The 20,818-nt window shown below is 44.8% G+C and carries 16 protein-coding genes, 1 tRNA gene and 14 pseudogenes; 15 read left to right on the plus strand and 16 right to left on the minus strand.

Annotated features, from left to right (window positions below):
• Positions 1-109 precede the first annotated feature (109 nt).
• Positions 110-475 carry an IS630 transposase-related protein gene (locus ACQGXV_RS25980; protein WP_440862584.1) on the plus strand — a complete coding sequence of 122 codons (366 nt, stop codon included), beginning with the start codon at positions 110-112 and terminating at the stop codon, positions 473-475.
• Positions 399-932, plus strand: coding sequence for an IS630 family transposase (locus ACQGXV_RS25985; RefSeq protein WP_440862665.1), 534 nt, complete (start codon positions 399-401; stop codon positions 930-932). Before ACQGXV_RS25980 ends, ACQGXV_RS25985 begins: the two co-directional genes overlap by 77 nt.
• Positions 933-961: 29 nt before the next feature.
• Here ACQGXV_RS25985 and ACQGXV_RS25990 read toward each other — a convergent pair.
• The 3 genes and pseudogenes from ACQGXV_RS25990 to ACQGXV_RS26000 all read right to left on the minus strand — a co-directional run.
• Positions 962-1,486: pseudogene (locus ACQGXV_RS25990) on the minus strand (transposase family protein); the annotation flags it as partial.
• 2 nt (positions 1,487-1,488) lie between these two features.
• A complete protein-coding gene (locus ACQGXV_RS25995) occupies positions 1,489-1,617 on the minus strand; it encodes a hypothetical protein (RefSeq protein WP_440863646.1) in 129 nt (42 codons plus the stop codon).
• Between the two features lie 90 nt (positions 1,618-1,707).
• Positions 1,708-2,277 (minus strand): annotated as a pseudogene (locus tag ACQGXV_RS26000) (IS256 family transposase); the annotation flags it as partial.
• 84 nt (positions 2,278-2,361) lie between these two features.
• Here ACQGXV_RS26000 and ACQGXV_RS26005 point away from each other — a divergent pair.
• Positions 2,362-2,700: an IS630 transposase-related protein gene (locus tag ACQGXV_RS26005; protein ID WP_440862928.1), complete on the plus strand. Its 339-nt coding sequence runs from the start codon at positions 2,362-2,364 to the stop codon at positions 2,698-2,700.
• Complete coding sequence (locus ACQGXV_RS26010; RefSeq protein WP_440862665.1) at positions 2,624-3,157, plus strand: IS630 family transposase; 534 nt, start codon at positions 2,624-2,626, stop codon at positions 3,155-3,157. Before ACQGXV_RS26005 ends, ACQGXV_RS26010 begins: the two co-directional genes overlap by 77 nt.
• A gap of 22 nt (positions 3,158-3,179) precedes the next feature.
• Here the strand turns inward: ACQGXV_RS26010 and ACQGXV_RS26015 are convergent.
• From ACQGXV_RS26015 to ACQGXV_RS26035, 5 genes and pseudogenes are all read right to left on the minus strand, one after another.
• A pseudogene (locus tag ACQGXV_RS26015) lies at positions 3,180-3,446 on the minus strand (transposase); the annotation flags it as partial.
• Between the two features lie 40 nt (positions 3,447-3,486).
• The gene (locus ACQGXV_RS26020) at positions 3,487-4,698 is read right to left on the minus strand and encodes an IS256 family transposase (protein ID WP_440863647.1); all 1,212 of its coding nucleotides are present in this window, start codon (positions 4,696-4,698) and stop codon (positions 3,487-3,489) included.
• A gap of 489 nt (positions 4,699-5,187) precedes the next feature.
• Positions 5,188-5,355, minus strand: coding sequence for a hypothetical protein (locus ACQGXV_RS26025; RefSeq protein WP_440863648.1), 168 nt, complete (start codon positions 5,353-5,355; stop codon positions 5,188-5,190).
• A gap of 20 nt (positions 5,356-5,375) precedes the next feature.
• The gene (locus ACQGXV_RS26030) at positions 5,376-6,371 is read right to left on the minus strand and encodes an aldo/keto reductase (RefSeq protein ID WP_440867615.1); all 996 of its coding nucleotides are present in this window, start codon (positions 6,369-6,371) and stop codon (positions 5,376-5,378) included.
• A gap of 416 nt (positions 6,372-6,787) precedes the next feature.
• Positions 6,788-7,036 (minus strand): annotated as a pseudogene (locus ACQGXV_RS26035) (flavodoxin); the annotation flags it as partial.
• A 59-nt stretch (positions 7,037-7,095) separates the two neighbouring features.
• On the opposite strand from ACQGXV_RS26035, the pseudogene ACQGXV_RS26040 reads away from it, so the two are divergent.
• Positions 7,096-7,763, plus strand: a pseudogene (locus ACQGXV_RS26040) (IS5 family transposase); the annotation flags it as partial.
• 36 nt (positions 7,764-7,799) lie between these two features.
• Here ACQGXV_RS26040 and ACQGXV_RS26045 read toward each other — a convergent pair.
• Together ACQGXV_RS26045 and ACQGXV_RS26050 are read right to left on the minus strand one after the other, a co-directional pair.
• A pseudogene (locus ACQGXV_RS26045) lies at positions 7,800-8,943 on the minus strand (IS256 family transposase); the annotation flags it as partial.
• Between the two features lie 198 nt (positions 8,944-9,141).
• Positions 9,142-9,303, minus strand: a pseudogene (locus ACQGXV_RS26050) (IS256 family transposase); the annotation flags it as partial.
• Between the two features lie 50 nt (positions 9,304-9,353).
• Between ACQGXV_RS26050 and ACQGXV_RS26055 the strand changes: the two are divergent.
• Positions 9,354-9,548, plus strand: a pseudogene (locus ACQGXV_RS26055) (transposase); the annotation flags it as partial.
• A gap of 8 nt (positions 9,549-9,556) precedes the next feature.
• Here ACQGXV_RS26055 and ACQGXV_RS26060 read toward each other — a convergent pair.
• Both ACQGXV_RS26060 and ACQGXV_RS26065 read right to left on the minus strand, forming a co-directional pair.
• Positions 9,557-9,721, minus strand: a pseudogene (locus ACQGXV_RS26060) (flavodoxin); the annotation flags it as partial.
• Positions 9,722-9,895: 174 nt separating this feature from the next.
• Positions 9,896-10,051, minus strand: coding sequence for a hypothetical protein (locus tag ACQGXV_RS26065; protein ID WP_440863649.1), 156 nt, complete (start codon positions 10,049-10,051; stop codon positions 9,896-9,898).
• A 590-nt stretch (positions 10,052-10,641) separates the two neighbouring features.
• Between ACQGXV_RS26065 and ACQGXV_RS26070 the strand changes: the two genes are divergently transcribed.
• Positions 10,642-12,285, plus strand: coding sequence for an inverse autotransporter beta domain-containing protein (locus ACQGXV_RS26070; protein ID WP_440863650.1), 1,644 nt, complete (start codon positions 10,642-10,644; stop codon positions 12,283-12,285).
• A 132-nt stretch (positions 12,286-12,417) separates the two neighbouring features.
• Here ACQGXV_RS26070 and yajD read toward each other — a convergent pair.
• From yajD to ACQGXV_RS26085, 3 genes and pseudogenes are all read right to left on the minus strand, one after another.
• Positions 12,418-12,762: pseudogene (gene yajD, locus ACQGXV_RS26075) on the minus strand (HNH nuclease YajD).
• Positions 12,763-12,866: 104 nt separating this feature from the next.
• Positions 12,867-14,399, minus strand: a complete 1,533-nt coding sequence (locus tag ACQGXV_RS26080) for an IS30 family transposase (protein WP_440867616.1) — start codon at positions 14,397-14,399, stop codon at positions 12,867-12,869.
• Positions 14,323-14,706, minus strand: coding sequence for an IS630 transposase-related protein (locus ACQGXV_RS26085; protein WP_440863651.1), 384 nt, complete (start codon positions 14,704-14,706; stop codon positions 14,323-14,325). Before ACQGXV_RS26085 ends, ACQGXV_RS26080 begins: the two co-directional genes overlap by 77 nt.
• A 289-nt stretch (positions 14,707-14,995) precedes the next feature.
• Between ACQGXV_RS26085 and ACQGXV_RS26090 the strand changes: the two genes are divergently transcribed.
• The 3 genes and pseudogenes from ACQGXV_RS26090 to ACQGXV_RS26100 form a co-directional block, all read left to right on the plus strand.
• Positions 14,996-15,886: an IS30 family transposase gene (locus ACQGXV_RS26090; protein ID WP_440863652.1), complete on the plus strand. Its 891-nt coding sequence runs from the start codon at positions 14,996-14,998 to the stop codon at positions 15,884-15,886.
• 91 nt (positions 15,887-15,977) lie between these two features.
• Entirely contained in the window at positions 15,978-16,628 is a 651-nt protein-coding gene (locus ACQGXV_RS26095; RefSeq protein WP_440863653.1) for an IS630 family transposase, read from the plus strand.
• Positions 16,629-16,647: 19 nt separating this feature from the next.
• Positions 16,648-17,217: pseudogene (locus ACQGXV_RS26100) on the plus strand (dicarboxylate/amino acid:cation symporter); the annotation flags it as partial.
• Between the two features lie 152 nt (positions 17,218-17,369).
• Here ACQGXV_RS26100 and ACQGXV_RS26105 read toward each other — a convergent pair.
• Positions 17,370-17,930: pseudogene (locus ACQGXV_RS26105) on the minus strand (LysR substrate-binding domain-containing protein); the annotation flags it as partial.
• Positions 17,931-18,263: 333 nt separating this feature from the next.
• On the opposite strand from ACQGXV_RS26105, the pseudogene ACQGXV_RS26110 reads away from it, so the two are divergent.
• From ACQGXV_RS26110 to ACQGXV_RS26130, 5 genes and pseudogenes are all read left to right on the plus strand, one after another.
• Positions 18,264-18,539: pseudogene (locus tag ACQGXV_RS26110) on the plus strand (aspartate/glutamate racemase family protein); the annotation flags it as partial.
• Positions 18,540-19,149: 610 nt separating this feature from the next.
• Positions 19,150-19,545, plus strand: a complete 396-nt coding sequence (locus ACQGXV_RS26115; protein ID WP_440863654.1) for an aspartate/glutamate racemase family protein — start codon at positions 19,150-19,152, stop codon at positions 19,543-19,545.
• Positions 19,546-19,733: 188 nt separating this feature from the next.
• Positions 19,734-19,809 (plus strand) — tRNA-Asn (locus tag ACQGXV_RS26120).
• 163 nt (positions 19,810-19,972) lie between these two features.
• A pseudogene (locus tag ACQGXV_RS26125) lies at positions 19,973-20,104 on the plus strand (Arm DNA-binding domain-containing protein); the annotation flags it as partial.
• Positions 20,105-20,626: 522 nt separating this feature from the next.
• Entirely contained in the window at positions 20,627-20,815 is a 189-nt protein-coding gene (locus tag ACQGXV_RS26130) for a hypothetical protein (RefSeq protein ID WP_440863655.1), read from the plus strand.
• The last annotated feature ends 3 nt before the right edge of the window (positions 20,816-20,818 follow it).

Genomic DNA, 20,818 nt, shown 5'->3' on the forward strand with positions numbered 1-20,818 from the left:
TCGGTGATTGAAGTAAATTTTACGCTGTTCTGAGATGGAAATTCCAAAGACCGGCGCTAAGGAGTAAGAAGGTATAGCTAAACGACTTAATTTTGATTACATTATTTAAATGAGCTATTCAATTGATTTTAGACGTAAAGTGATATCTACACGGAAAAACGAAGGGTTGAGTATCCGAGAAACAGCGAAGCAATTTCGGATTGGCCCTGCCTCTGTATCGCGTTGGATTAATCAAATAGAGTCAAAAGCATCGACCACGCGTCAGCGAAAGATCGATAAATCCGAGTTGATAAAAGATGTTGAACAATATCCAGATGCTTACCAAAAAGAACGTGCAGAGCGTTTTGGCGTTTGTCAGAAGGCCATTTGGCAAGCGCTTAAAAAGCTGGGATTGACCTATAAAAAAAACTCTACGTCATCCGAAAGCCGACGAAAACGCCCGGCAGGGATTTCAACAAAAAAAACAACAGTATGAAAAAGAAGGTAAACCTATTGTTTTTATTGATGAAAGTGGTTTTTCACACGATGCCCCACGGACTCACGGCTATTCCCCAAAAGGTCAACGGTGTTTTGGCCTGAAGAACTGGGGAGCTAGGGGAAGAACAAATGTTATCGGCGCTTTATTAGGCACAACGCTGTTTGCTATCGGATTATTTGATATCAATATTAACAGCGATGTTTTCTATGCCTGGGTCACACAAGTCCTTATCCCAGTACTCCCTAAAAACAGTGTAATCATGATGGACAATGCCACTTTTCACAAAAAACATAATATTCAACAAGTCATCATCGATGCAGGGTATATGGTGGAGTATTTGCCTACATATTCGCCAGATCTTAACCCAATTGAGCATAAATGGGCACAAGCAAAAAGCAAAAAAAGAGAGATGGGTTGCGATACAGAGAGTTTGTTCTCAGTCCATATGGTGTAATCAAAATTAAGTCGCTTGGCTATATCATCAATAAAGGGTCTACGATTCCGTAAAACTTGGGTCATGCAACCGAGGCGCTTGATACCCGCGATGGCGTGTTCAACTGTAATACGGATGCCCGAGATTATTTTATTTTCTTGTTTTTGTTCAGGCGATAAAGGTCTTTTTCGAGTTCCTTTTTTTGGGATTTGTGTATTAGGATGCTGTTTATCTATACCTTGAAAACCGGTATCTGCCCAGATGGTTACCTCAGGAGGAATATGGCGAATTATATCGACTTTATCGAGTAAGCGTTTATCGTGACGGCGCCCATTTTTGCTCATGGGGATAAATCCAATTTGCCTTGTTTCGTCAGTCATAATAAGCCCTTTTCGAGTGGTCTGTCTTTTCTTTCCCGAATACATTTTTTTTCGCCGACGCAGATTCTTAGGCTTTTGGACAGGTCGCTCTGTCCCATCAATAAAGACGTCTTTAACTCCAGGAAAGGCGCGAAAAAATTCCTCAGCAGAGCGAATTTGACGAGCGGGCAAAACACATTCTCGCCCCAAGGTCATCTCTAAAACCGGCAATATAGCCAAGCGACATTATTTTGATAACAGCCAGCTATGCTTCTTTGCCGCATATCAGGGCATAGGATGTAATCATTTTTAAGTCGGTTGGCTATAATATTTTTACCCAGCGACATACCCGTGTTCTATCTAAACCAAAAAGAAGTCCTTGCAAATCATAGGTCGGATAGAGTCTGTAAAGAATTTTGTGTAAATGGCTTCATTGCTTAACCGGAGATTCGTTCTCCATACATCAACATGAATTGGCTCATAGCAGGTTTCCAGTCTCTGATTGGCAAGGTCCATTTAGCAGAGATATTATGCAAGGCTAGATAGAGTAATTTTATCACCGAGTCATCCGTTGGAAATATTCGTCGCGTTTTCGTTATCTTGCGCAATGAAGCATTTAACGACTCTATCGCGTTGGTGGTGTAGATAACCTTGCGGATCTCCGGCGTAAAGTCAAAAATGACGATGAGACGTTCCCAATTATTTCTCCACGACGGGCTGATCGTCGGGAACTGCTCATCCCATTTGGCCGCGAAGGCATCCAGGGCCTCTTCAGCGCCCTCTAGCGTTGCGGAACTATAGATAGTGCGCAGGTCAGCAGCAACGGCCTTACGCTCTTTCCAGCCGACGTAGCGCAGCGAGTTCCGCACCTGATGCACAATGCAGAGCTGTACCCGCGTATGCGGGTAAACAGCTTCAATGGCATCAGGAAAGCCTTTCAGGCCATCGCAGCAGGCGACGAAGATGTCCTTTAGCCCACGATTTTTCAGTTCTGTCATCACAGATATAGCCAAGCGACATTATTTTGATAACAGCCAGCTATGCTTCTTTGCCGCATATCAGGGCATAGGATGTAATCATTTTTAAGTCGGTTGGCTATATCTACACGGAAAAACGAAGGGTTGAGTATCCGAGAAACAGCGAAGCAATTTCGGATTGGCCCTGCCTCTGTATCGCGTTGGATTAATCAAATAGAGTCAAAAGCATCGACCACGCGTCAGCGAAAGATCGATAAATCCGAGTTGATAAAAGATGTTGAACAATATCCAGATGCTTACCAAAAAGAACGTGCAGAGCGTTTTGGCGTTTGTCAGAAGGCCATTTGGCAAGCGCTTAAAAAGCTGGGATTGACCTATAAAAAAAACTCTACGTCATCCGAAAGCCGACGAAAACGCCCGGCAGGGATTTCAACAAAAAAAACAACAGTATGAAAAAGAAGGTAAACCTATTGTTTTTATTGATGAAAGTGGTTTTTCACACGATGCCCCACGGACTCACGGCTATTCCCCAAAAGGTCAACGGTGTTTTGGCCTGAAGAACTGGGGAGCTAGGGGAAGAACAAATGTTATCGGCGCTTTATTAGGCACAACGCTGTTTGCTATCGGATTATTTGATATCAATATTAACAGCGATGTTTTCTATGCCTGGGTCACACAAGTCCTTATCCCAGTACTCCCTAAAAACAGTGTAATCATGATGGACAATGCCACTTTTCACAAAAAACATAATATTCAACAAGTCATCATCGATGCAGGGTATATGGTGGAGTATTTGCCTACATATTCGCCAGATCTTAACCCAATTGAGCATAAATGGGCACAAGCAAAAAGCAAAAAAAGAGAGATGGGTTGCGATACAGAGAGTTTGTTCTCAGTCCATATGGTGTAATCAAAATTAAGTCGCTTGGCTATAACCAGAACTTGGCCCCCTCAGTTTTGGCTATCCATAGCCCCAGCAGCTCTTTTTCGCCCTGGCCGTTGATGCCTAGAGCCAAGTAAACAGACTTGTTGGCCACGGCTCCGCCGTCCTGGCTTTTGACAACAATACAGTCAAGGTAAACAATGGGATAAAGCGCATCCAGCGGCCGTTGCTGCCAGCGCTTAACGTCATCCATCACAGCATTGGTCACTTGAGAAATGAAGCCAGCGGAAACATCGACCCCGTAGACTTCTTTAAAGTGGAGTCTGTAAAGAATTTCGTGTAAATGGCTCCATCGCTTAACCGGAAATCCGATCTCCATACATCAACATGAATTGGCTCATAGCCGGTTTCCAGTCTCTGATTGGTAGGGTCCATTTAGCCGAGATATTATGCAAGGCTAGATAGAATAATTTTAGCACCGAGTCATCCGTTGGAAATATTCGTCGCGTTTTCGTTATCTTGCGCAATGAAGCATTTAACGACTCTATCGCGTTGGTGGTGTAGATAACCTTGCGAATCTCCGGCGGAAAATCAAAAATGACGATGAGACGTTCCCAATTATTTCTCCACGATGGGCTGATCGTCGGGAACTGCTCATCCCATTTGGCCGCGAAGGCATCCAGGGCCTCTTCAGCGCCCTCTAGCGTTGCGGAACTATAGATAGCGCGGAGGTCAGCAGCAACGGCTTTACGTTCTTTCCAGCCGACGTAGCGCAGCGAGTTCCGCACCTGATGCACGATGCAGAGCTGTACCCGCGTATGCGGGTAAACAGCTTCAATGGCATCAGGAAAGCCCTTCAGGCCATCGCAGCAGGCGATGAAGATGTCCTGTAGCCCACGATTTTTCAGTTCTGTCATTACAGATAACCAGAACTTGGCCCCCTCGGTTTTGGCTATCCATAGCCCCAGCAGCTCTTTTTCGCCCTGGCCGTTGATGCCTAGAGCCAAGTAAACAGACTTGTTGGCCACGGCTCCGCCGTCCTGGCTTTTGACCACAATACAGTCAAGGTAAACAATGGGATAAAACGCATCCAGCGGCCGTTGCTGCCAGCGCTTAACGTCATCCATCACGGCATTGGTCACTTGAGAAATGAAGCCAGCGGAAACATCGACCCCGTAGACTTCTTTAAAGTGAGCCTGAATATCACGGGTTGATAGCCCTCTGGAATAGAGAGAAATAATGCGGTCATCGAAGCCGTTAAGCTGCTTTTCGTGCTTACCGATCAGTGTCGGCTCGAAGGTACTGTTGCGGTCGCGCGGAATATCGAGCTCGAGCGCCCCATTTTGGCTACGTACGCTCTTGGATGTCTTGCCATTGCGGGAGTTGCCTGAATTATTACCAGCCGGGTCATGCTTAGCATACCCAAGGTGTATCTCCATCTCAGCTTCAAGAACCCGTTCCGCCAGTCTTTTAGTCAGTTCCTTGAGTAGGCCTGATTCACCCAGAAGCTCCTGAGGGGAGTGGCAATCCTGAAGCAGTTGGTCAATAAGTTCGTTGCTGATAGGCATTTTTTGTCCTCTGAAGGTTTTCCTCAAAATGCCATTTACACAGATCTTTTTACACTCTCGGGCTTTGTTGAATAATTTAAGATACTGATTTATATAAGCATTATAAAATTTCAACGGGCTTTGTTGAATAATTTAACCGTTTGATTTACATCTTCTTTAGTTAGAATGCATTTACAGAGAATGTATTTTGTTAGAACGACAAATCAAATAGTTAGCACAATAAAAAGCATTCCGAGAGGAAAAATTAGTCGTTGAAATTTTATAATGCTTATATAAATCAGTATCTTAAATTATTCAACAAAGCCATTTCAACGACTAGTTTTTCCTCTCGGAATGCTTTTTATTGTGCTAACTATTTGATTTGTCGTTCTAACAAAATACATTCTCTGTAAATGCATTCTAACTAAAGAAGATGTAAATCAAACGGTTAAATTATTCAACAAAGCCTCTCAGAACAGCGTAAAATTTACTTCAATCACCGAAACACCCTTATTTCACTATTAAGCAACACGCTTGATGAAGGTCGGAATGACAAATGCCGCAGTAGAGAATGTCCATCTCAACGTCATTGTCTTGTAATCCACGGCGTTTGATACTGAATGTGGTTAATGGATTGGCTGCCGCATCGGTGCCAATCGCTTTAATGGTTTTAAACATGACAACTATCTCTATGACGATTAACGACCAACATGCGCTTGCAATGCCGCCGGATAACGTTCACCCACAATTTTTACCGTTTCCAGTGCTTGGGTAATTTTCTGCAAGTCTGCGGGGGGGAGTTTGATTTCTGTTGCAGCCAGGTTTTCCTCCAGCCGATGCAGCTTCGTGGTGCCCGGGATTGGCACAATCCATGATTTTTGTGCCAGTAACCAAGCCAGTGCGATTTGTGCGGAAGTGGTGTGACGTTCTGCTGCCAGTTCTGCCAGTAATATCACCAATTTTTCGTTGGCTTTCAGGGCTTCTGCGGCGAAACGCGGAACCGTTTTGCGGAAATCATTGTCTGCAAAGGTGGTTTTGGCTTTGATTGTACCGGTCAGAAAGCCTCTGCCCAGTGGGCTAAAGGGCACAAAACCAATGCCGAGCTCTTCAAGCAGCGGCAGTATTTCTTGCTCTGGTTCGCGCCACCATAGGGAATATTCACTTTGCAGCGCAGTAACCGGTTGTATGGCATGAGCGCGACGCACGGTTTGCGCACCGGCTTCTGAAAGACCAAAATGTTTTACTTTACCTTCGGCGATCAGATCTTTTACGGTTCCTGCGACATCTTCAATCGGGACATCGGGGTCAACCCGGTGTTGATAGAGAAGATCTATAACCTCCGTCTTAAGGCGACGCAGTGAACCTTCTACGGCCTCACGGATATGCTCCGGGCGACTGTTCAACATTTGTCGTTTATTGTCGTTGCCTATGTTAAAGCCAAATTTTGTCGCGATAACCACGCGATCGCGTAATGGTTTTAAGGCCTCACCCACGACATCTTCATTTAAATAAGGGCCATACACTTCGGCGGTATCAAAAAATGTTACCCCGCGCTCAACGGCTGCGCGAATCAGTGCTATGGCTTGGCGGGTATCCGTTGCCGGGCCGTAGCCTTGGCTCAACCCCATGCAGCCCAGACCTAGCGCCGACACTTCAAGCCCGGATGGCTTTGTTGAATAATTTAAGACACTGATTTATATAAGCATTATAAAATTTCAACGACTAATTTTTCCTCTCGGAATGCTTTTTATTGTGCTAACTATTTGATTTGTCGTTCTAACAAAATACATTCTCTGTAAATGCATTCTACCTAAAGAAGATGTAAATCAAACGGTTAAATTATTCAACAAAGCCACCCGGATTTTCCCAAATATAGCCAACCGACTTAAAAATGATTACATCCTATGCCCTGATATGCGGCAAAGAAGCATAGCTGGCTGTTATCAAAATAATGTCGCTTGGCTATAACGTTTTTGCATTGTTAATCTCCTGCAAATAACGGTTTTACCGATGTTTAGCAAGCATAGCGCAGTGCGATTTATTCGATTAGTCGCGCCAATTCACTAGGGTTTATTCGCTGTATTCATTAATTGTCGGTCGCGTTGGCTATTCAGCGCGAGACGGTACGTAACCAGTGGGTCACGGTTTCCGTGGTCCTGCGTTCCTGATCACATTCGATAACAAGCGGTGGTTCTCGTCTGGCATGGGGAGCCAGTCTCGCCAGGACTGCTTCACAGTTACCAACACCATATCCGCCATGTGTGATGAAAGGTATCAGGGTGCTGTCTGCCAGATTATGGGTAGTGAGAAAGGTTTGAACTACTGGAGGCAGGGTGGTTCCCCAAACAGGAAAACCTAGGCTGTGTCCCTTAATTGCTTGAGCTATAGTATCCATCTGTTTCTAAGACACTTTGGATTATGGCTCGCTACGATCTTTCTGATGAAGCATGGGCAATCATTGAGCCCTTGTTACCAACCGTTTTGACATCTCCGCAGGCATGCCGGCCATGGGCAGAACATCGCAAAATCGTCAACGGCATGTTCTGGATACTGTGTTCAAGTGCCCCATGGCGTGATTTACCTGAACGTTACGGCCCATGGAAAACCGTTTATAACCGTTTCAATAGATGGTCAAAGTCTGGAGTTATTAACATTATTTTTAATAGGTTACTTTCATTTCTTGATGCTCATGGACTTGTTGACTGGTCAGCCATTGCGCTGGATGGCAGCAATATCCGTGCGCTCAAATGTGCGGCTGGCGCTCAAAAAAACATCCCGATATTACCAACGATAACAGCCTGAGTCGCTCACGAGGTGGTTATGGCACCAAAATCCACATGGCGACTGACGGAAGCGGCATCCCGCTAAATATCGTACTGAGTGCTGGGCAGGCTCACGAAAGCCTGTTCGCGTTACGACTCCTGGACGGCATTGGCGTGCAACGGCAGAACGGTAGCATGAAGCGTCGTGGTCATGCGGTACTGTCTGACAAAGCCTACTCTGGCAATACACTCCGTAACAAGTTGAAAAGAAAAGGGATAAAAACGGTTATTCCCCGAAAATCAAATGAAAAACTGGCTTCAGAGAGTCTGTAAAGAATTTCGTGTAAATGGCTCCATCGCTTAACCGGAAATCCGATCTCCATACATCAACATGAATTGGCTCATAGCAGGTTTCCAGTCTCTGATTGGTAGGGTCCATTTAGCCGAGATATTATGCAAGGCTAGATAGAATAATTTTAGCACCGAGTCATCCGTTGGAAATATTCGTCGCGTTTTCGTTATCTTGCGCAATGAAGCATTTAACGACTCTATCGCGTTGGTGGTGTAGATAACCTTGCGGATCTCCGGCGGAAAATCAAAAATGACGATGAGACGTTCCCAATTATTTCTCCACGATGTGCTGATCGTCGGGAACTGCTCATCCCATTTGGCCGCGAAGGCATCCAGGGCCTCTTCAGCGCCCTCTAGCGTTGCGGAACTATAGATATAGCCAACCGACTTAAAAATGATTACATCCTATGCCCTGATATGCGGCAAAGAAGCATAGCTGGCTGTTATCAAAATAATGTCGCTTGGCTATAGTGCGGAGGTCAGCAGCAACGGCTTTACGTTCTTTCCAGCCGACGTAGCGCAGCGAGTTCCGCACCTGATGCACGATGCAGAGCTGTACCCGCGTATGCGGGTAAACAGCTTCAATGGCATAAGGAAAGCCCTTCAGGCCATCGCAGCAGGCGATGAAGATGTCCTGTAGCCCACGATTTTTCAGTTCTGTCATTACAGATAACCAGGACTTGGCCCCCTCGGTTTTGGCTATCCATAGCCCCAGCAGCTCTTTTTCGCCCTGGCCGTTGATGCCTAGAGCCAAGTAAACAGACTTGTTGGTCACGGCTCCGCCGTCCTGGCTTTTGACCACAATACAGTCAAGGTAAACAATGGGATAAAACGCATCCAGCGGCCGTTGCTGCCAGCGCTTAACGTCATCCATCACGGCATTGGTCACTTGAGAAATGAAGCCAGCGGAAACATCGACCCCGTAGACTTCTTTAAAGTGAGCCTGAATATCACGGGTTGATAGCCCTCTGGAATAGAGAGAAATAATGCGGTCATCGAAGCCGTTAAGCTGCTTTTCGTGCTTACCGATCAGTGTCGGCTCGAAGGTACTGTTGCGGTCGCGCGGAATATCGAGCTCGAGCGCCCCATTTTGGCTACGTACGCTCTTGGATGTCTTGCCATTGCGGGAGTTGCCTGAATTATTACCAGCCGGGGCTTTGTTGAATAATTTAACCGTTTGATTTACATCTTCTTTAGGTAGAATGCATGTACAGAGACTGTATTTTGTTAGAACGACAAATCAAGTAGTTAGCACAATAAAAAGCATTACGGCTGGAAAACTTAGTTGTTGAAGTGTTATAATAATTATGTAAATCAGCATGTTAAATTATTCAACAAAGCCACCAGCCGGGTCATGCTTAGCATACCCAAGGTGTATCTCCATCTCAGCTTCAAGAACCCGTTCCGCCAGTCTTTTAGTTAGCTCCTTGAGTAGGCCTGATTCACCCAGAAGCTCCTGAGGGGAGTGGCAATCCTGAAGCAGTTGGTCAATAAGTTCGTTGCTGATAGGCATTTTTTGTCCTCTGAAGGTTTTCCTCAAAATGCCATTTACACAGATCTTTTTACACTCTCGCTTCAGATGGACGCTCACAACTTTATCGTGATGCTTATCGCCGTCGCAACGTTGTAGAAAGATGTTTTGGCCGTTTAAAGGAATATAGACGGATTGCCACACGTTATGAAAAAACGGCAAGAAACTATCTAGCAATGGTGAAACTGGGCTGCATCCGCTTGTTTTACGCCCGGTTACGTAATTAAGGGACACAGCCTAAATAAATCGTTTGATAACGCTCTATATTACTGACACTGCGTTTTAGCGGTGGCCTGAGGCCACGGTCACGTTCAATGTTTGCCTGTTCTACCGTCTGAAAATAATCCTCTGGGTAGGGTATTGCTGGCTCTATCTCAAACAGATCGCTGTGCAGACTGCGGGCTTTGTTGAATAATTTAAGATACTGATTTATATAAGCATTATAAAATTTCAACGACTAATTTTTCCTCTCGGAATGCTTTTTATTGTGCTAACTATTTGATTTGTCGTTCTAACAAAATACATTCTCTGTAAATGCATTCTAACTAAAGAAGATGTAAATCAAACGGTTAAATTATTCAACAAAGCCATAGGCAACGAGCGTGCGTTCAGTGTTTAGTGGTTTATCCGTGTTGACACTCGCGGAGATGGGAAACGCCATTTTGACCACGGTTAAGCTGGCCAATGCGGAAAGCAGCGCTCTTCGAGTGCGGTCGTGTTGGTGCGACATGCATGATTCTCCGTAAATATGTATAACAAACAATGTGCGCTGTGATGCAGGCATCGCTCAGTATCAATAAGGCCAAGATAACAGAACATGTGTAATGAGATAATCGTATTGTATTGATTAGTGCTATGAATATTGCTCATTAAATGTGTGTCATTGTCTCAGCACGTAAATAGTCGCGCTTCGTTATTTAACTATGTTAAAGAGAATATGTTAAATAAACAAATGTAGTTATCTTTAAGGTTGGATAAAAGACATCGGTCTGCTTAAAATCAGAATTATTTTAAAAAATCATCATCAAAATTTCAGAATATTTAACAAGAATAGGCTAATGTTTAGCGAGGAAGGTAACGTTTACATTGAGTGTGTTGTTGTTATTGTGTTGATTTTGATGGTTTTTGTTATCTATCATGACGATAATTATGGCGTTTGAATAACCATTTTTTAGCGATGAAAGACGCAGTTGATGGATTGGTATCGGATGATAACCCTATTTTTTAATTTTTTATCATATTATAGAGTGTGCTGCTTTTTGGTTTTTATAATTCATATTTTTTATTTATTATTGAGGGCACATTTGTGTTTAATAAACTATGAGTGATAATTGGGAATATGGTTTTTTTCGACCGCTGGGGATGGTTTTTGTTTTGATTGGTTGTTCTCAGGTGAATAAAAGTGATGAGAGAACCCACACTTCTGTGATTAAGTTCTCAAAAGAGGAAGCAGGACGCTCTGTAATTTCACCATCGCTCTCAGGTAGCGCCTCTAGTCAGCATTCCTCGATGTCGTCCAAAAGGACGGATATAAAAATTCGGGGAGAGGCTCAGGCTCGTTTGAGTACGCCTGGTCGTCAGTTTGAAAGTACCTCGCTGAATGTATTAGTTCCATTGCAAGAAAATGAAAATCGCATACTGTTTAGCCAATTTGGGGGACATCATCGCAAGCATAAAAACAGCGCCAGTGTGGGAGTGGGACAGCGTCATTTTGGTAATGACTGGGGATTGGGCTATAACCTTTTTTATGATGTACAAAAGTCAAAATCGGTTTACCACCGCCTCGGTGTTGGTGGGGAGCTATGGTTTGATCATGCTCGTTTTACAGCCAATGGATATTATGGCCTGACACGTAACCGGGATGTTGATGAGAAACCAGGGTATTACGCTGATGTCGCTCATGGCTATGATGTCAATTTGCAAGCGTGGATACCTGGGTATCGTCAGTTGAGTGGTCGGGTGAAATTTGAGCAATACTTTGGCGATAGTGTTGCGCTTACCAAGAAAGGGAAAGATGCCAGAAATCCGCATGCGTTATCGTTAGGACTCAGCTATGCGCCTATTCCATTGCTACAGTTTGATGTTGATCGCGTGTTGGGTGGGCAAAGTCAAGCTGAAAACCGTTTCGGGGTCTCTGTTCGTTACCAATTTGGCGTACCTCTTTCTTTGCAACTTTATCCAACGTACACCGCATCGCAGTACTTGAGGAAAGCAAAAAATTATCATGTTGTTGATCGTAACAACGATATAAAGCTTTCGTTTCGAGAGAAATCCTTGGAACAGATAGAAAAACCAGTGGTAAAAGTACCTGCTGTGCCAAAACCGCCAACTGTACCTCCAGCATCTCAACCGCCAAAAGCACCAACCCCATCAGGGGCGCCAGAACGGCCAAAACCACCTGTTGTAACGCCAGAAGGCGATCCATGTTTTGAGTGCGGGGATTTAGAACCAGGAAAAAAACCGTCTGTTGACGATGAACCTCTTGAAGATGAAGACAGTGCAGTAAGCCCTAAAGGGGCGCCAGAGCGGCCAAAACCACCCGTTGTAACGCCAGAAGGCGATCCATGCTTAGAGTGCGGGGATCTAGAGCCAGGAGAAAAAACCTCTGTTGACGATGAATCTTTTGAGGATGAAGACAGGGAAATAAACCCTAAAGGGGCGCCGGAATGGCCAGAACCACCCGTTGTAGCGCCAGGGGGCGATCCATGTTTAGAGTGCGGAGACCTAGAGCCAGTAACAAAGCCTAAATATGAAGTAGAAGTGATTGATATACGGCGTGATATTTATGTTTATCCACCCAGCCCTGATGGTATGCTACTCAGGGCTATCCCCGATACGTTGGAGCGTCATGTGTTAGTTGATGAGGCTGAAGGAGCCGAAGGGTTTGTGATTGTTGAACCCCCGCCAACAAAAAGGGATTCGTCAGACGTGCACGATGGTTTTGAGTTTGTCAACGTTTCTTAACGTGGCGTGACAATCTGAGCTGTCCACCAAGCAGGGCGATAAGTAACGTGGGGGCAGCGTTCTCTTGGTGGGCAATTCCTTGAAGTCTGGGTTTGTCAGGGCTGCGTCAGCAGCCCATGACAGAAGCAGAGGTTATTTCTTGTTAAACATCGATTTTAAATCGGCAAAGGGATTATAGGTCGCAGCCGCAACGTCATTTTGCGCGTCCTCTCCCGCCACAACGGTTGTGCCGTATTGGTCTGCCTCAGTGTACTTTGAGTGTTCATGGTCATGGCAATACAGACACAGTAACTCCCAGTTGCTGCCATCTTCCGGATTATTGGTATGGTCGTTATCGATATGGTGAACTGTTAATTCGCGCATGTTGGAATAAACAAACTCCCGCTAGCAGCGCCCACACACCCACGGATAAATTTTTAGTGCTTTCTCACGGTAGCCGCTTTCCAGCCGTGCGTAGTTTTTGGGGATCAGAGCCATTGCCGATGTTACCTGTTATAAAGAGAGTATTTACGATAGTGTCCCCAATATATCCCATATTGGAACCAGAGAAGAAATGAAAGCGAAATAGCGGGTTCACGGATTCATGATTCTGCGCTGCGTTGGGTATCAGAAACGCTTTCTGCCTCTGAAGACAGTATGTCGATCAGTGCGCGAATATTGGCTGTCATACCGTCCTTGCGCCATACCAACGCGGTGGTAATAGGGTTGCCTGACTCCATGAAGGGGTGGACGGTAATTAAATTCTCCGACGGGAATGTGCACAGTATCGGACGTGGCACTATCCCTACGCCCATCCCGGCGCTGACACCGCCCAGAATGGCATGATAGGACGACATTTCGGCCAGGCGATAGGGTTTAACCTGCGCCTGCTGTAACCAGACGGTTAGCCGATCGCGGTATGAGCAACCATCACGAAAAACCAACAACGTTGCGTTTTCGAGATCGCCTGCAGCATTAGCTTCAATGTACCTGAAAGCAGCAACCACAGTCTCCGCACGCTTATTAGGTAGTTTGCGAATGATGAAGGTTTTCAATGCTTTATCTACGATGGTTAACAAGAATGACTTCTGGTCTTTGCCAAAAATAGTGTCAATTTCGAAGTGGCCAGGCTCCTGTTTAAGCTCGGCTTGAGCTGGGCGATACCCAATTCCAACACGGTTGGGAATAGGGCCTGATTTGAGGTTTTCGGCATTGTACCTGTAACGTTTTCCCCGATGAGGAAGTTGCTGATATAGCTCCCCGCCAGCCTGTCTCTCCTGCAGGATATAGCGATATAGCGTATTCTTGCTGACAGATATACCGAATTCCAGGTGCAAACGGCCACTGATAATTTCAGGTGAAGAGTGAGTGGAAAGCGCCTGCCTGATGAAGTTCTGAATGTGTGGCTCCAACGGGTAAAAAGCATTGTTTGGCAGAGGCTTATGACGGCGTTCCCGGGCCAGAGTGTCCGCCCTGCTACAGCAGTAGACACCATTGAAAGTAGGGTCGGTATTGCGTCTGAGTTCCCTGCTGATGGTCGAGCGAGGCAGAGCAAGCTCTCTGGCGATGGTATAGCCAAGCGACTTAATTTTGATTACACCATATGGACTGAGAACAAACTCTCTGTATCGCAACCCATCTCTCTTTTTTTGCTTTTTGCTTTTTGCTTGTGCCCATTTATGCTCAATTGGGTTAAGATCTGGCGAATATGTAGGCAAATACTCCACCATATACCCTGCATCGATGATGACTTGTTGAATATTATGTTTTTTGTGAAAAGTGGCATTGTCCATCATGATTACACTGTTTTTAGGGAGTACTGGGATAAGGACTTGTGTGACCCAGGCATAGAAAACATCGCTGTTAATATTGATATCAAATAATCCGATAGCAAACAGCGTTGTGCCTAATAAAGCGCCGATAACATTTGTTCTTCCCCTAGCTCCCCAGTTCTTCAGGCCAAAACACCGTTGACCTTTTGGGGAATAGCCGTGAGTCCGTGGGGCATCGTGTGAAAAACCACTTTCATCAATAAAAACAATAGGTTTACCTTCTTTTTCATACTGTTGTTTTTTTTGTTGAAATCCCTGCCGGGCGTTTTCGTCGGCTTTCGGATGACGTAGAGTTTTTTTTATAGGTCAATCCCAGCTTTTTAAGCGCTTGCCAAATGGCCTTCTGACAAACGCCAAAACGCTCTGCACGTTCTTTTTGGTAAGCATCTGGATATTGTTCAACATCTTTTATCAACTCGGATTTATCGATCTTTCGCTGACGCGTGGTCGATGCTTTTGACTCTATTTGATTAATCCAACGCGATACAGAGGCAGGGCCAATCCGAAATTGCTTCGCTGTTTCTCGGATACTCAACCCTTCGTTTTTCCGTGTAGAGGCTTTGTTGAATAATTTAAGATACTGATTTATATAAGCATTATAAAATTTCAACGACTAATTTTTCCTCTCGGAATGCTTTTTATTGTGCTAACTATTTGATTTGTCGTTCTAACAAAATACATTCTCTGTAAATGCATTCTAACTAAAGAAGATGTAAATCAAACTGTTAAATTATTCAACAAAGCCCCGTGTAGATATCACTTTACGTCTAAAATCAATTGAATAGCTCATTTAAATAATGTAATCAAAATTAAGTCGTTTAGCTATAGCTTGGTTGACACCTTCACCACGCCGCTTTTCGATGTAGAACCGTTCTTTCTGAGTCAGATGTTTTCCCTGCATGCAACAGGCTCTCCAGTATGGCCAGAACGGTGATTTTATCCGACTCTGGCAAGTGGGTCACTTTGTTGCGTTTCGAGTGGGAATGGGGCGAGGGCGGCGGCAGAAAACACGGCCGGACAGCGTGATTAACCAGCTTGAACCGCACATTCAGGACTTTATCAGAACGGCGCTGTCTACCCACACCTCACCTGAGGTCATCAGTGGGCGCCTGGTCCTGGAATTTGGCCTGTCCGTCAGCAAGAACTCGCTCTATCGCTATATCCAGCAGGAGCGCCGGGCCGGCGGTGAGCTGTATCAGCAGCTCCCTCATCGGGGTAAACGGTATAACTATCAGACCGATGAGAACAAACGCGGTCCTATTCCCAACCGTGTTGGCATTGAGCAGCGGCCGGCCGTTGCTGACCTCAAGCAGGAACCCGGGCATTTCGAGATTGACACCATCTTTGGCAAAGATCAGAAATCATTCCTGCTGACGGTGGTCGATAAAGCCGTCAAGCTGGTCATCATTCGCAAACTGCCCAACAAGCGAGCAGAGACAGTGGTAGCGGCCTTCAGGGACATCGTTGCCAATACCTTTTGCGAGTTTAAAACCCTGACTGCTGACAACGGTTCTGAATTTTCCCAGCACGGGGAAATTACAAAAGTCACGGGGGCACCGGTCTACTTTGCCCGGCCATATCATTCCTGGGAACGCGGGTTGAATGAGCATACCAACGGGCTGATACGGCGTTTTTACCCGAAGGGAACGGACTTCAATTATGTCACCCATCGCAAGGTTGCAGCACTCGAACACCTGCTCAATACGCGAGGCCGAAAATCGCTGGGTTATCGTTCTCCAAATGAGGTATTTTTAACGCACTTACAGGCGGCATATAGCCAACCGACTTAAAAATGATTACATCCTATGCCCTGATATGCGGCAAAGAAGCATAGCTGGCTGTTATCAAAATAATGTCGCTTGGCTATAATGCCCTACCGTTTTGTTGCGTTTCGACTGGGAATGGGGCTATCCAGATGCTTACCAAAAAGAACGTGCAGAGCGTTTTGGCGTTTGTCAGAAGGCCATTTGGCAAGCGCTTAAAAAGCTGGGATTGACCTATAAAAAAACTCTACGTCATCCGAAAGCCGACGAAAACGCCCGGCAGGGATTTCAACAAAAAAAACAACAGTATGAAAAAGAAGGTAAACCTATTGTTTTTATTGATGAAAGTGGTTTTTCACACGATGCCCCACGGACTCACGGCTATTCCCCAAAAGGTCAACGGTGTTTTGGCCTGAAGAACTGGGGAGCTAGGGGAAGAACAAATGTTATCGGCGCTTTATTAGGCACAACGCTGTTTGCTATCGGATTATTTGATATCAATATTAACAGCGATGTTTTCTATGCCTGGGTCACACAAGTCCTTATCCCAGTACTCCCTAAAAACAGTGTAATCATGATGGACAATGCCACTTTTCACAAAAAACATAATATTCAACAAGTCATCATCGATGCAGGGTATATGGTGGAGTATTTGCCTACATATTCGCCAGATCTTAACCCAATTGAGCATAAATGGGCACAAGCAAAAAGCAAAAAAAGAGAGATGGGTTGCGATACAGAGAGTTTGTTCTCAGTCCATATGGTGTAATCAAAATTAAGTCGCTTGGCTATATGACTTTGGTAAACTGATTGGCGAGTTCTATATTGGTCTGGCCGTGTTGTGGGCGGTATTGTTTGGTGCTGGCTACCTGTTCCTCGGCAAACCAATTTTCCATCTGGCCAAACTGATTCGCGAACCCACCATGCTGGCCTTCGCTACGGCAAGCAGCGAATCGGCTTATCCTAAAACCATGGAAGCACTGAACAAGTTTGGTGTGCCGAAAAAGATCTCCAGCTTCGTGTTGCCGTTGGGATATTCCTTCAACCTCGATGGCTCAATGATGTACCAGTCTTTCGCCATCCTGTTTATCGCGCAAGCCTACAACATTGACTTGAGCATCACTCAGCAGATCCTGATTCTGTTAACACTGATGATCACCAGTAAAGGCATTGCGGGTGTTGCACGTGCCTCCGTCGTTGTCGTAGCGGCAACGCTGCCGATGTTCAGCCTGCCAGAAGCCGGTATTCTGTTGATTATCGGTATCGACCAGTTCCTGGATATGGGCAGTACTGCTACTAACGTAGTGGGTAACAGTATCTCCACCGCAGTGGTCGCGAAGCTCGAACAGAAGAATTGATTGATTGAAGATGACGTTGACGTTGACGTTGACGAAGAAGTCGAATACGACGAAGTCAAAGTCAGCTAAACCATCAACATCAGTGAAATAGCACACAACTGAAAAGCGGCCCTTGGCCGCTTTTTTTTATGAACGCAACCGCGTGTCGCTAACTAATGATTTAAGCTTTTCATGTAGCGCCAAAATTTTTCAGACGCGACATTAAGTTTGGCATTCATTCGATACAGGTAAACCCCCATGCGCATTACCGCATCGGGCATATCCAGCACCGCCAGCTCCCTATTTTTAAGCTCTTCGCGAATGGAGTAATCCGGTAACCAGGCGATACCGTAGCCCTGCAACGTCATGCGCTTAAGCAAGTCGCTCATCGAAGAAACAAACGTTATTGAAAAACGCTCGCTGTTGGTGGCGGAAAGATAGCGGTTCACCTGCCGTCCCATATAGCTGGTATCGGTGTAGCTCAACAGCGGCACAGTTTCTGCTCGGGGGTTAAAAACCGGCTTTCCGGTTTTATCGCAGGCACTAACCGGATAGAGATGGGATTCGAGGATCTTGGTGTGCATAAAAGGTTCAGACATCAGTTCTTCATTAAAGAAGGAAAAAATAAAATCACTTTTCCCCTCTTTAAGGTTGAGAACAGCCTCATCGACATCGATAGATTCCACATAGAATATTTTTTCCTGTGGATCTGGCACTGTTTTTAACAGTTCGGGGGCTTTGTTGAGGCTTTGTTGAATAATTTAAGATACTGATTTATATAAGCATTATAAAATTTCAACGACTAATTTTTCCTCTCGGAATGCTTTTTATTGTGCTAACTATTTGATTTGTCGTTCTAACAAAATACAGTCTCTGTAAATGCATTCTGACTAAAGAAGATGTAAATCAAACGGTTAAATTATTCAACAAAGCCGACACAGCCAGGAAAAGCATAGCCACCCGGCTGGCTATGCAAATCATACATAGGGGATGGGAATTTAGCAATTCACATCCCGACTGGTTGTGCGAAGATATTTTCAATTCCTTCAGGTATTGAGGTTAATAAGGTGAATAATTTAATTGGTATTCTTGGTGGAATGGGGCCAGGGGCGACGGTTGATGCCATGCAAAAATTAATTAACAACACGCCAGCCAATAAAGATCAGGATCATATTCCTACGATTGCAGTATCCATTCCTGACATTCCTGACAGAACACAATGTATTTTGAACCATAGTGCATCGCCGTTGGATAAAATGGTTCAATATCTGAAAATCCTCGAAAACGCTGGCGCTGAGTGTATTATTATTCCCTGTAATACCGCGCATTTTTGGTTCGATGAAGGCTTTGTTGAATAATTTAAGATACTGATTTATATAAGCATTATAAAATTTCAACGACTAATTTTTCCTCTCGGAATGCTTTTTATTGTGCTAACTATTTGATTTGTCGTTGTAACAAAATACATTCTCTGTAAATGCATTCTAACTAAAGAAGATGTAAATCAAACGGTTAAATTATTCAACAAAGCCATTTCAACGACTAATTTTTCCTCTCGGAATGCTTTTTATTGTGCTAACTATTTGATTTGTCGTTCTAACAAAATACATTCTCTGTAAATGCATTCTAACTAAAGAAGATGTAAATCAAACGGTTAAATTATTCAACAAAGCCTTCGATGAATTAAAAAAACGCACGCATGTCGAAATGATCAGTATCATCCATACCACCTGCCAGTTGATTAAACAGCAACATTTGCACGCTGTTGGGTTATTGGCAACCACCGCCACGTGCAAAGCAAAAATTTATCAGGATAACGGCTTTGTTGAATAATTTAACCGTTTGATTTACATCTTCTTTAGTTAGAATGCATTTACAGAGAATGTATTTTGTTAGAACGACAAATCAAATAGTTAGCACAATAAAAAGCATTCCGAGAGGAAAAATTAGTCGTTGAAATTTTATAATGCTTATATAAATCAGTATCTTAAATTATTCAACAAAGCCCAGGATAACCTTAGCGCACTGGGTATTGCCTGTCAGATTCCCGATGACACAGCACAACAGGCGGTGATGGAAAGTATTTATGCCTACAAAGCTGGCCGCATTGCCGATGCACATCGACTTCTGACCCCAGTCAGAGACAGACTGCTTGATGCGGGTGTGGAAAAACTGATTCTCGGGTGTACTGAGCTGCCGTTAATTCTGCAACAAGATATGGCATCAGCACCAGAACACTATATTGACGCAACGGATGCACTGATCAAGAAAACCGTTGAGTGGTACTTCGCCCACTATCCGCGCCATCCCAACCATCAGGGTACGCACCATCACCCGATTGCCGCCTGAAAACGGCGTCGAACCACACGTAGGCATCCACGTTGACCGCGATAAAGGGCGTTAAATTGCCCTGATTCTCGCCTTAACGCAGAAAAAAAGGGCGATTTGACTAATCTCTCAGCAAACGATCGCCTTTTGCATGTTCTTCCTTTGACATCCCCGCAGCACGCCGTTATCATGCGCCCCGTTCACACGATTCCTCTGTAGTTCAGTCGGTAGAACGGCGGACTGTTAATCCGTATGTCACTGGTTCGAGTCCAGTCAGAGGAGCCAAATTAAAAAAAGCAGATGTCTTCGGGCATCTGCCTTTTGCATTGGATTCAATAAAATAATGCAACAACCTTTTCCCGACACGTGGTTGTTTTTCCCTCCGCATCGGGTGAATGTGGTGGTCAGATATGGGGTCTTTTCGATTCGATAAAAACGTGACCCGCCAATGGCTGTTAACGGTCTCACAATCCGCAACGTAAAAGCGTCCGCGACACCTTTCAACGCCTCCGATTCCCACGCTCTCTATTTACTCGTCAATCCCAACGGTTCACGCCATTGGTCTCTCAAATATCGCATCCAGGGGCTTCTGCACTAGCTGCCTCATCGTGGGGTATTTTCAGTCCCATCATTACAGAGATCGTTTTCCGAGTTTTTTTACTGCAAGGGCTTATTGCGTGGTGGCCTACTCATGGGCTGGCGTGTTGTATTCTTGTGTCGCTGATCGTTGCTGCTGAGCATACACAACCTATATCCACGGTAACGCTGGCTGAGCTAATCGCAATAGCATTTATGATTAGGTGGATTTGATTATGGTTGTCCCCCCGGTACAATGCGCGGATAGTAACGCCTCGCCAGCGTCAGCTCATTTTAGCGCAGCCGCGTTAGCCCTCATCCAATCAGCCAATGAGTCTAGGCTGTGTCCCTTAATTGCTTGAGCTATAGTATCCATCTGTTTCTAAGACACTTTGGATTATGGCTCGCTACGATCTTTCTGATGAAGCATGGGCAATCATTAAACTAGTTGCTGAATAGAGACTTGCATTTTTTGTCAGGCTATTGAGAATAAAAAGAGGTTTAACTTAGAGAATAAAGGTTTGAAATGATCAACAAAGAGCGGTTGTTACGAGATAATCGTTTATGTAAAGCAATCATTGGATTATCAGTCGAAGAATTGAAAAATTTAGCCGCTGAATTTTCAGCTTGTTATTTGATTTATCGGAAAAAGAATCGAAAAGATCACGAGCGGCAGATGGGTGCAGGGCAGAAAGGATTTATCCCGAGACTGTAAAAT

The sequence above is a fragment of the Symbiopectobacterium purcellii genome (assembly GCF_052050035.1).
GTDB classification, from domain to species: Bacteria; Pseudomonadota; Gammaproteobacteria; order Enterobacterales; family Enterobacteriaceae; genus Symbiopectobacterium; species Symbiopectobacterium purcellii_A.

Bases quoted from the DNA above. Each gene is read 5' to 3' on its own strand.
- ACQGXV_RS26090 (WP_440863652.1), top strand. From the start codon at position 14,996: ATGCAACAGGCTCTCCAGTATGGCCAGAACGGTGATTTTATCCGACTC.
- ACQGXV_RS25980 (WP_440862584.1), top strand. From the start codon at position 110: ATGAGCTATTCAATTGATTTTAGACGTAAAGTGATATCTACACGGAAA.
- ACQGXV_RS26025 (WP_440863648.1), bottom strand. From the start codon at position 5,355: ATGTTTAAAACCATTAAAGCGATTGGCACCGATGCGGCAGCCAATCCA.
- ACQGXV_RS26065 (WP_440863649.1), bottom strand. From the start codon at position 10,051: ATGTCGCACCAACACGACCGCACTCGAAGAGCGCTGCTTTCCGCATTG.
- ACQGXV_RS26020 (WP_440863647.1), bottom strand. From the start codon at position 4,698: ATGCCTATCAGCAACGAACTTATTGACCAACTGCTTCAGGATTGCCAC.
- ACQGXV_RS26130 (WP_440863655.1), top strand. From the start codon at position 20,627: ATGATCAACAAAGAGCGGTTGTTACGAGATAATCGTTTATGTAAAGCA.
- ACQGXV_RS26070 (WP_440863650.1), top strand. From the start codon at position 10,642: ATGAGTGATAATTGGGAATATGGTTTTTTTCGACCGCTGGGGATGGTT.
- ACQGXV_RS25995 (WP_440863646.1), bottom strand. From the start codon at position 1,617: ATGTCGCTGGGTAAAAATATTATAGCCAACCGACTTAAAAATGATTAC.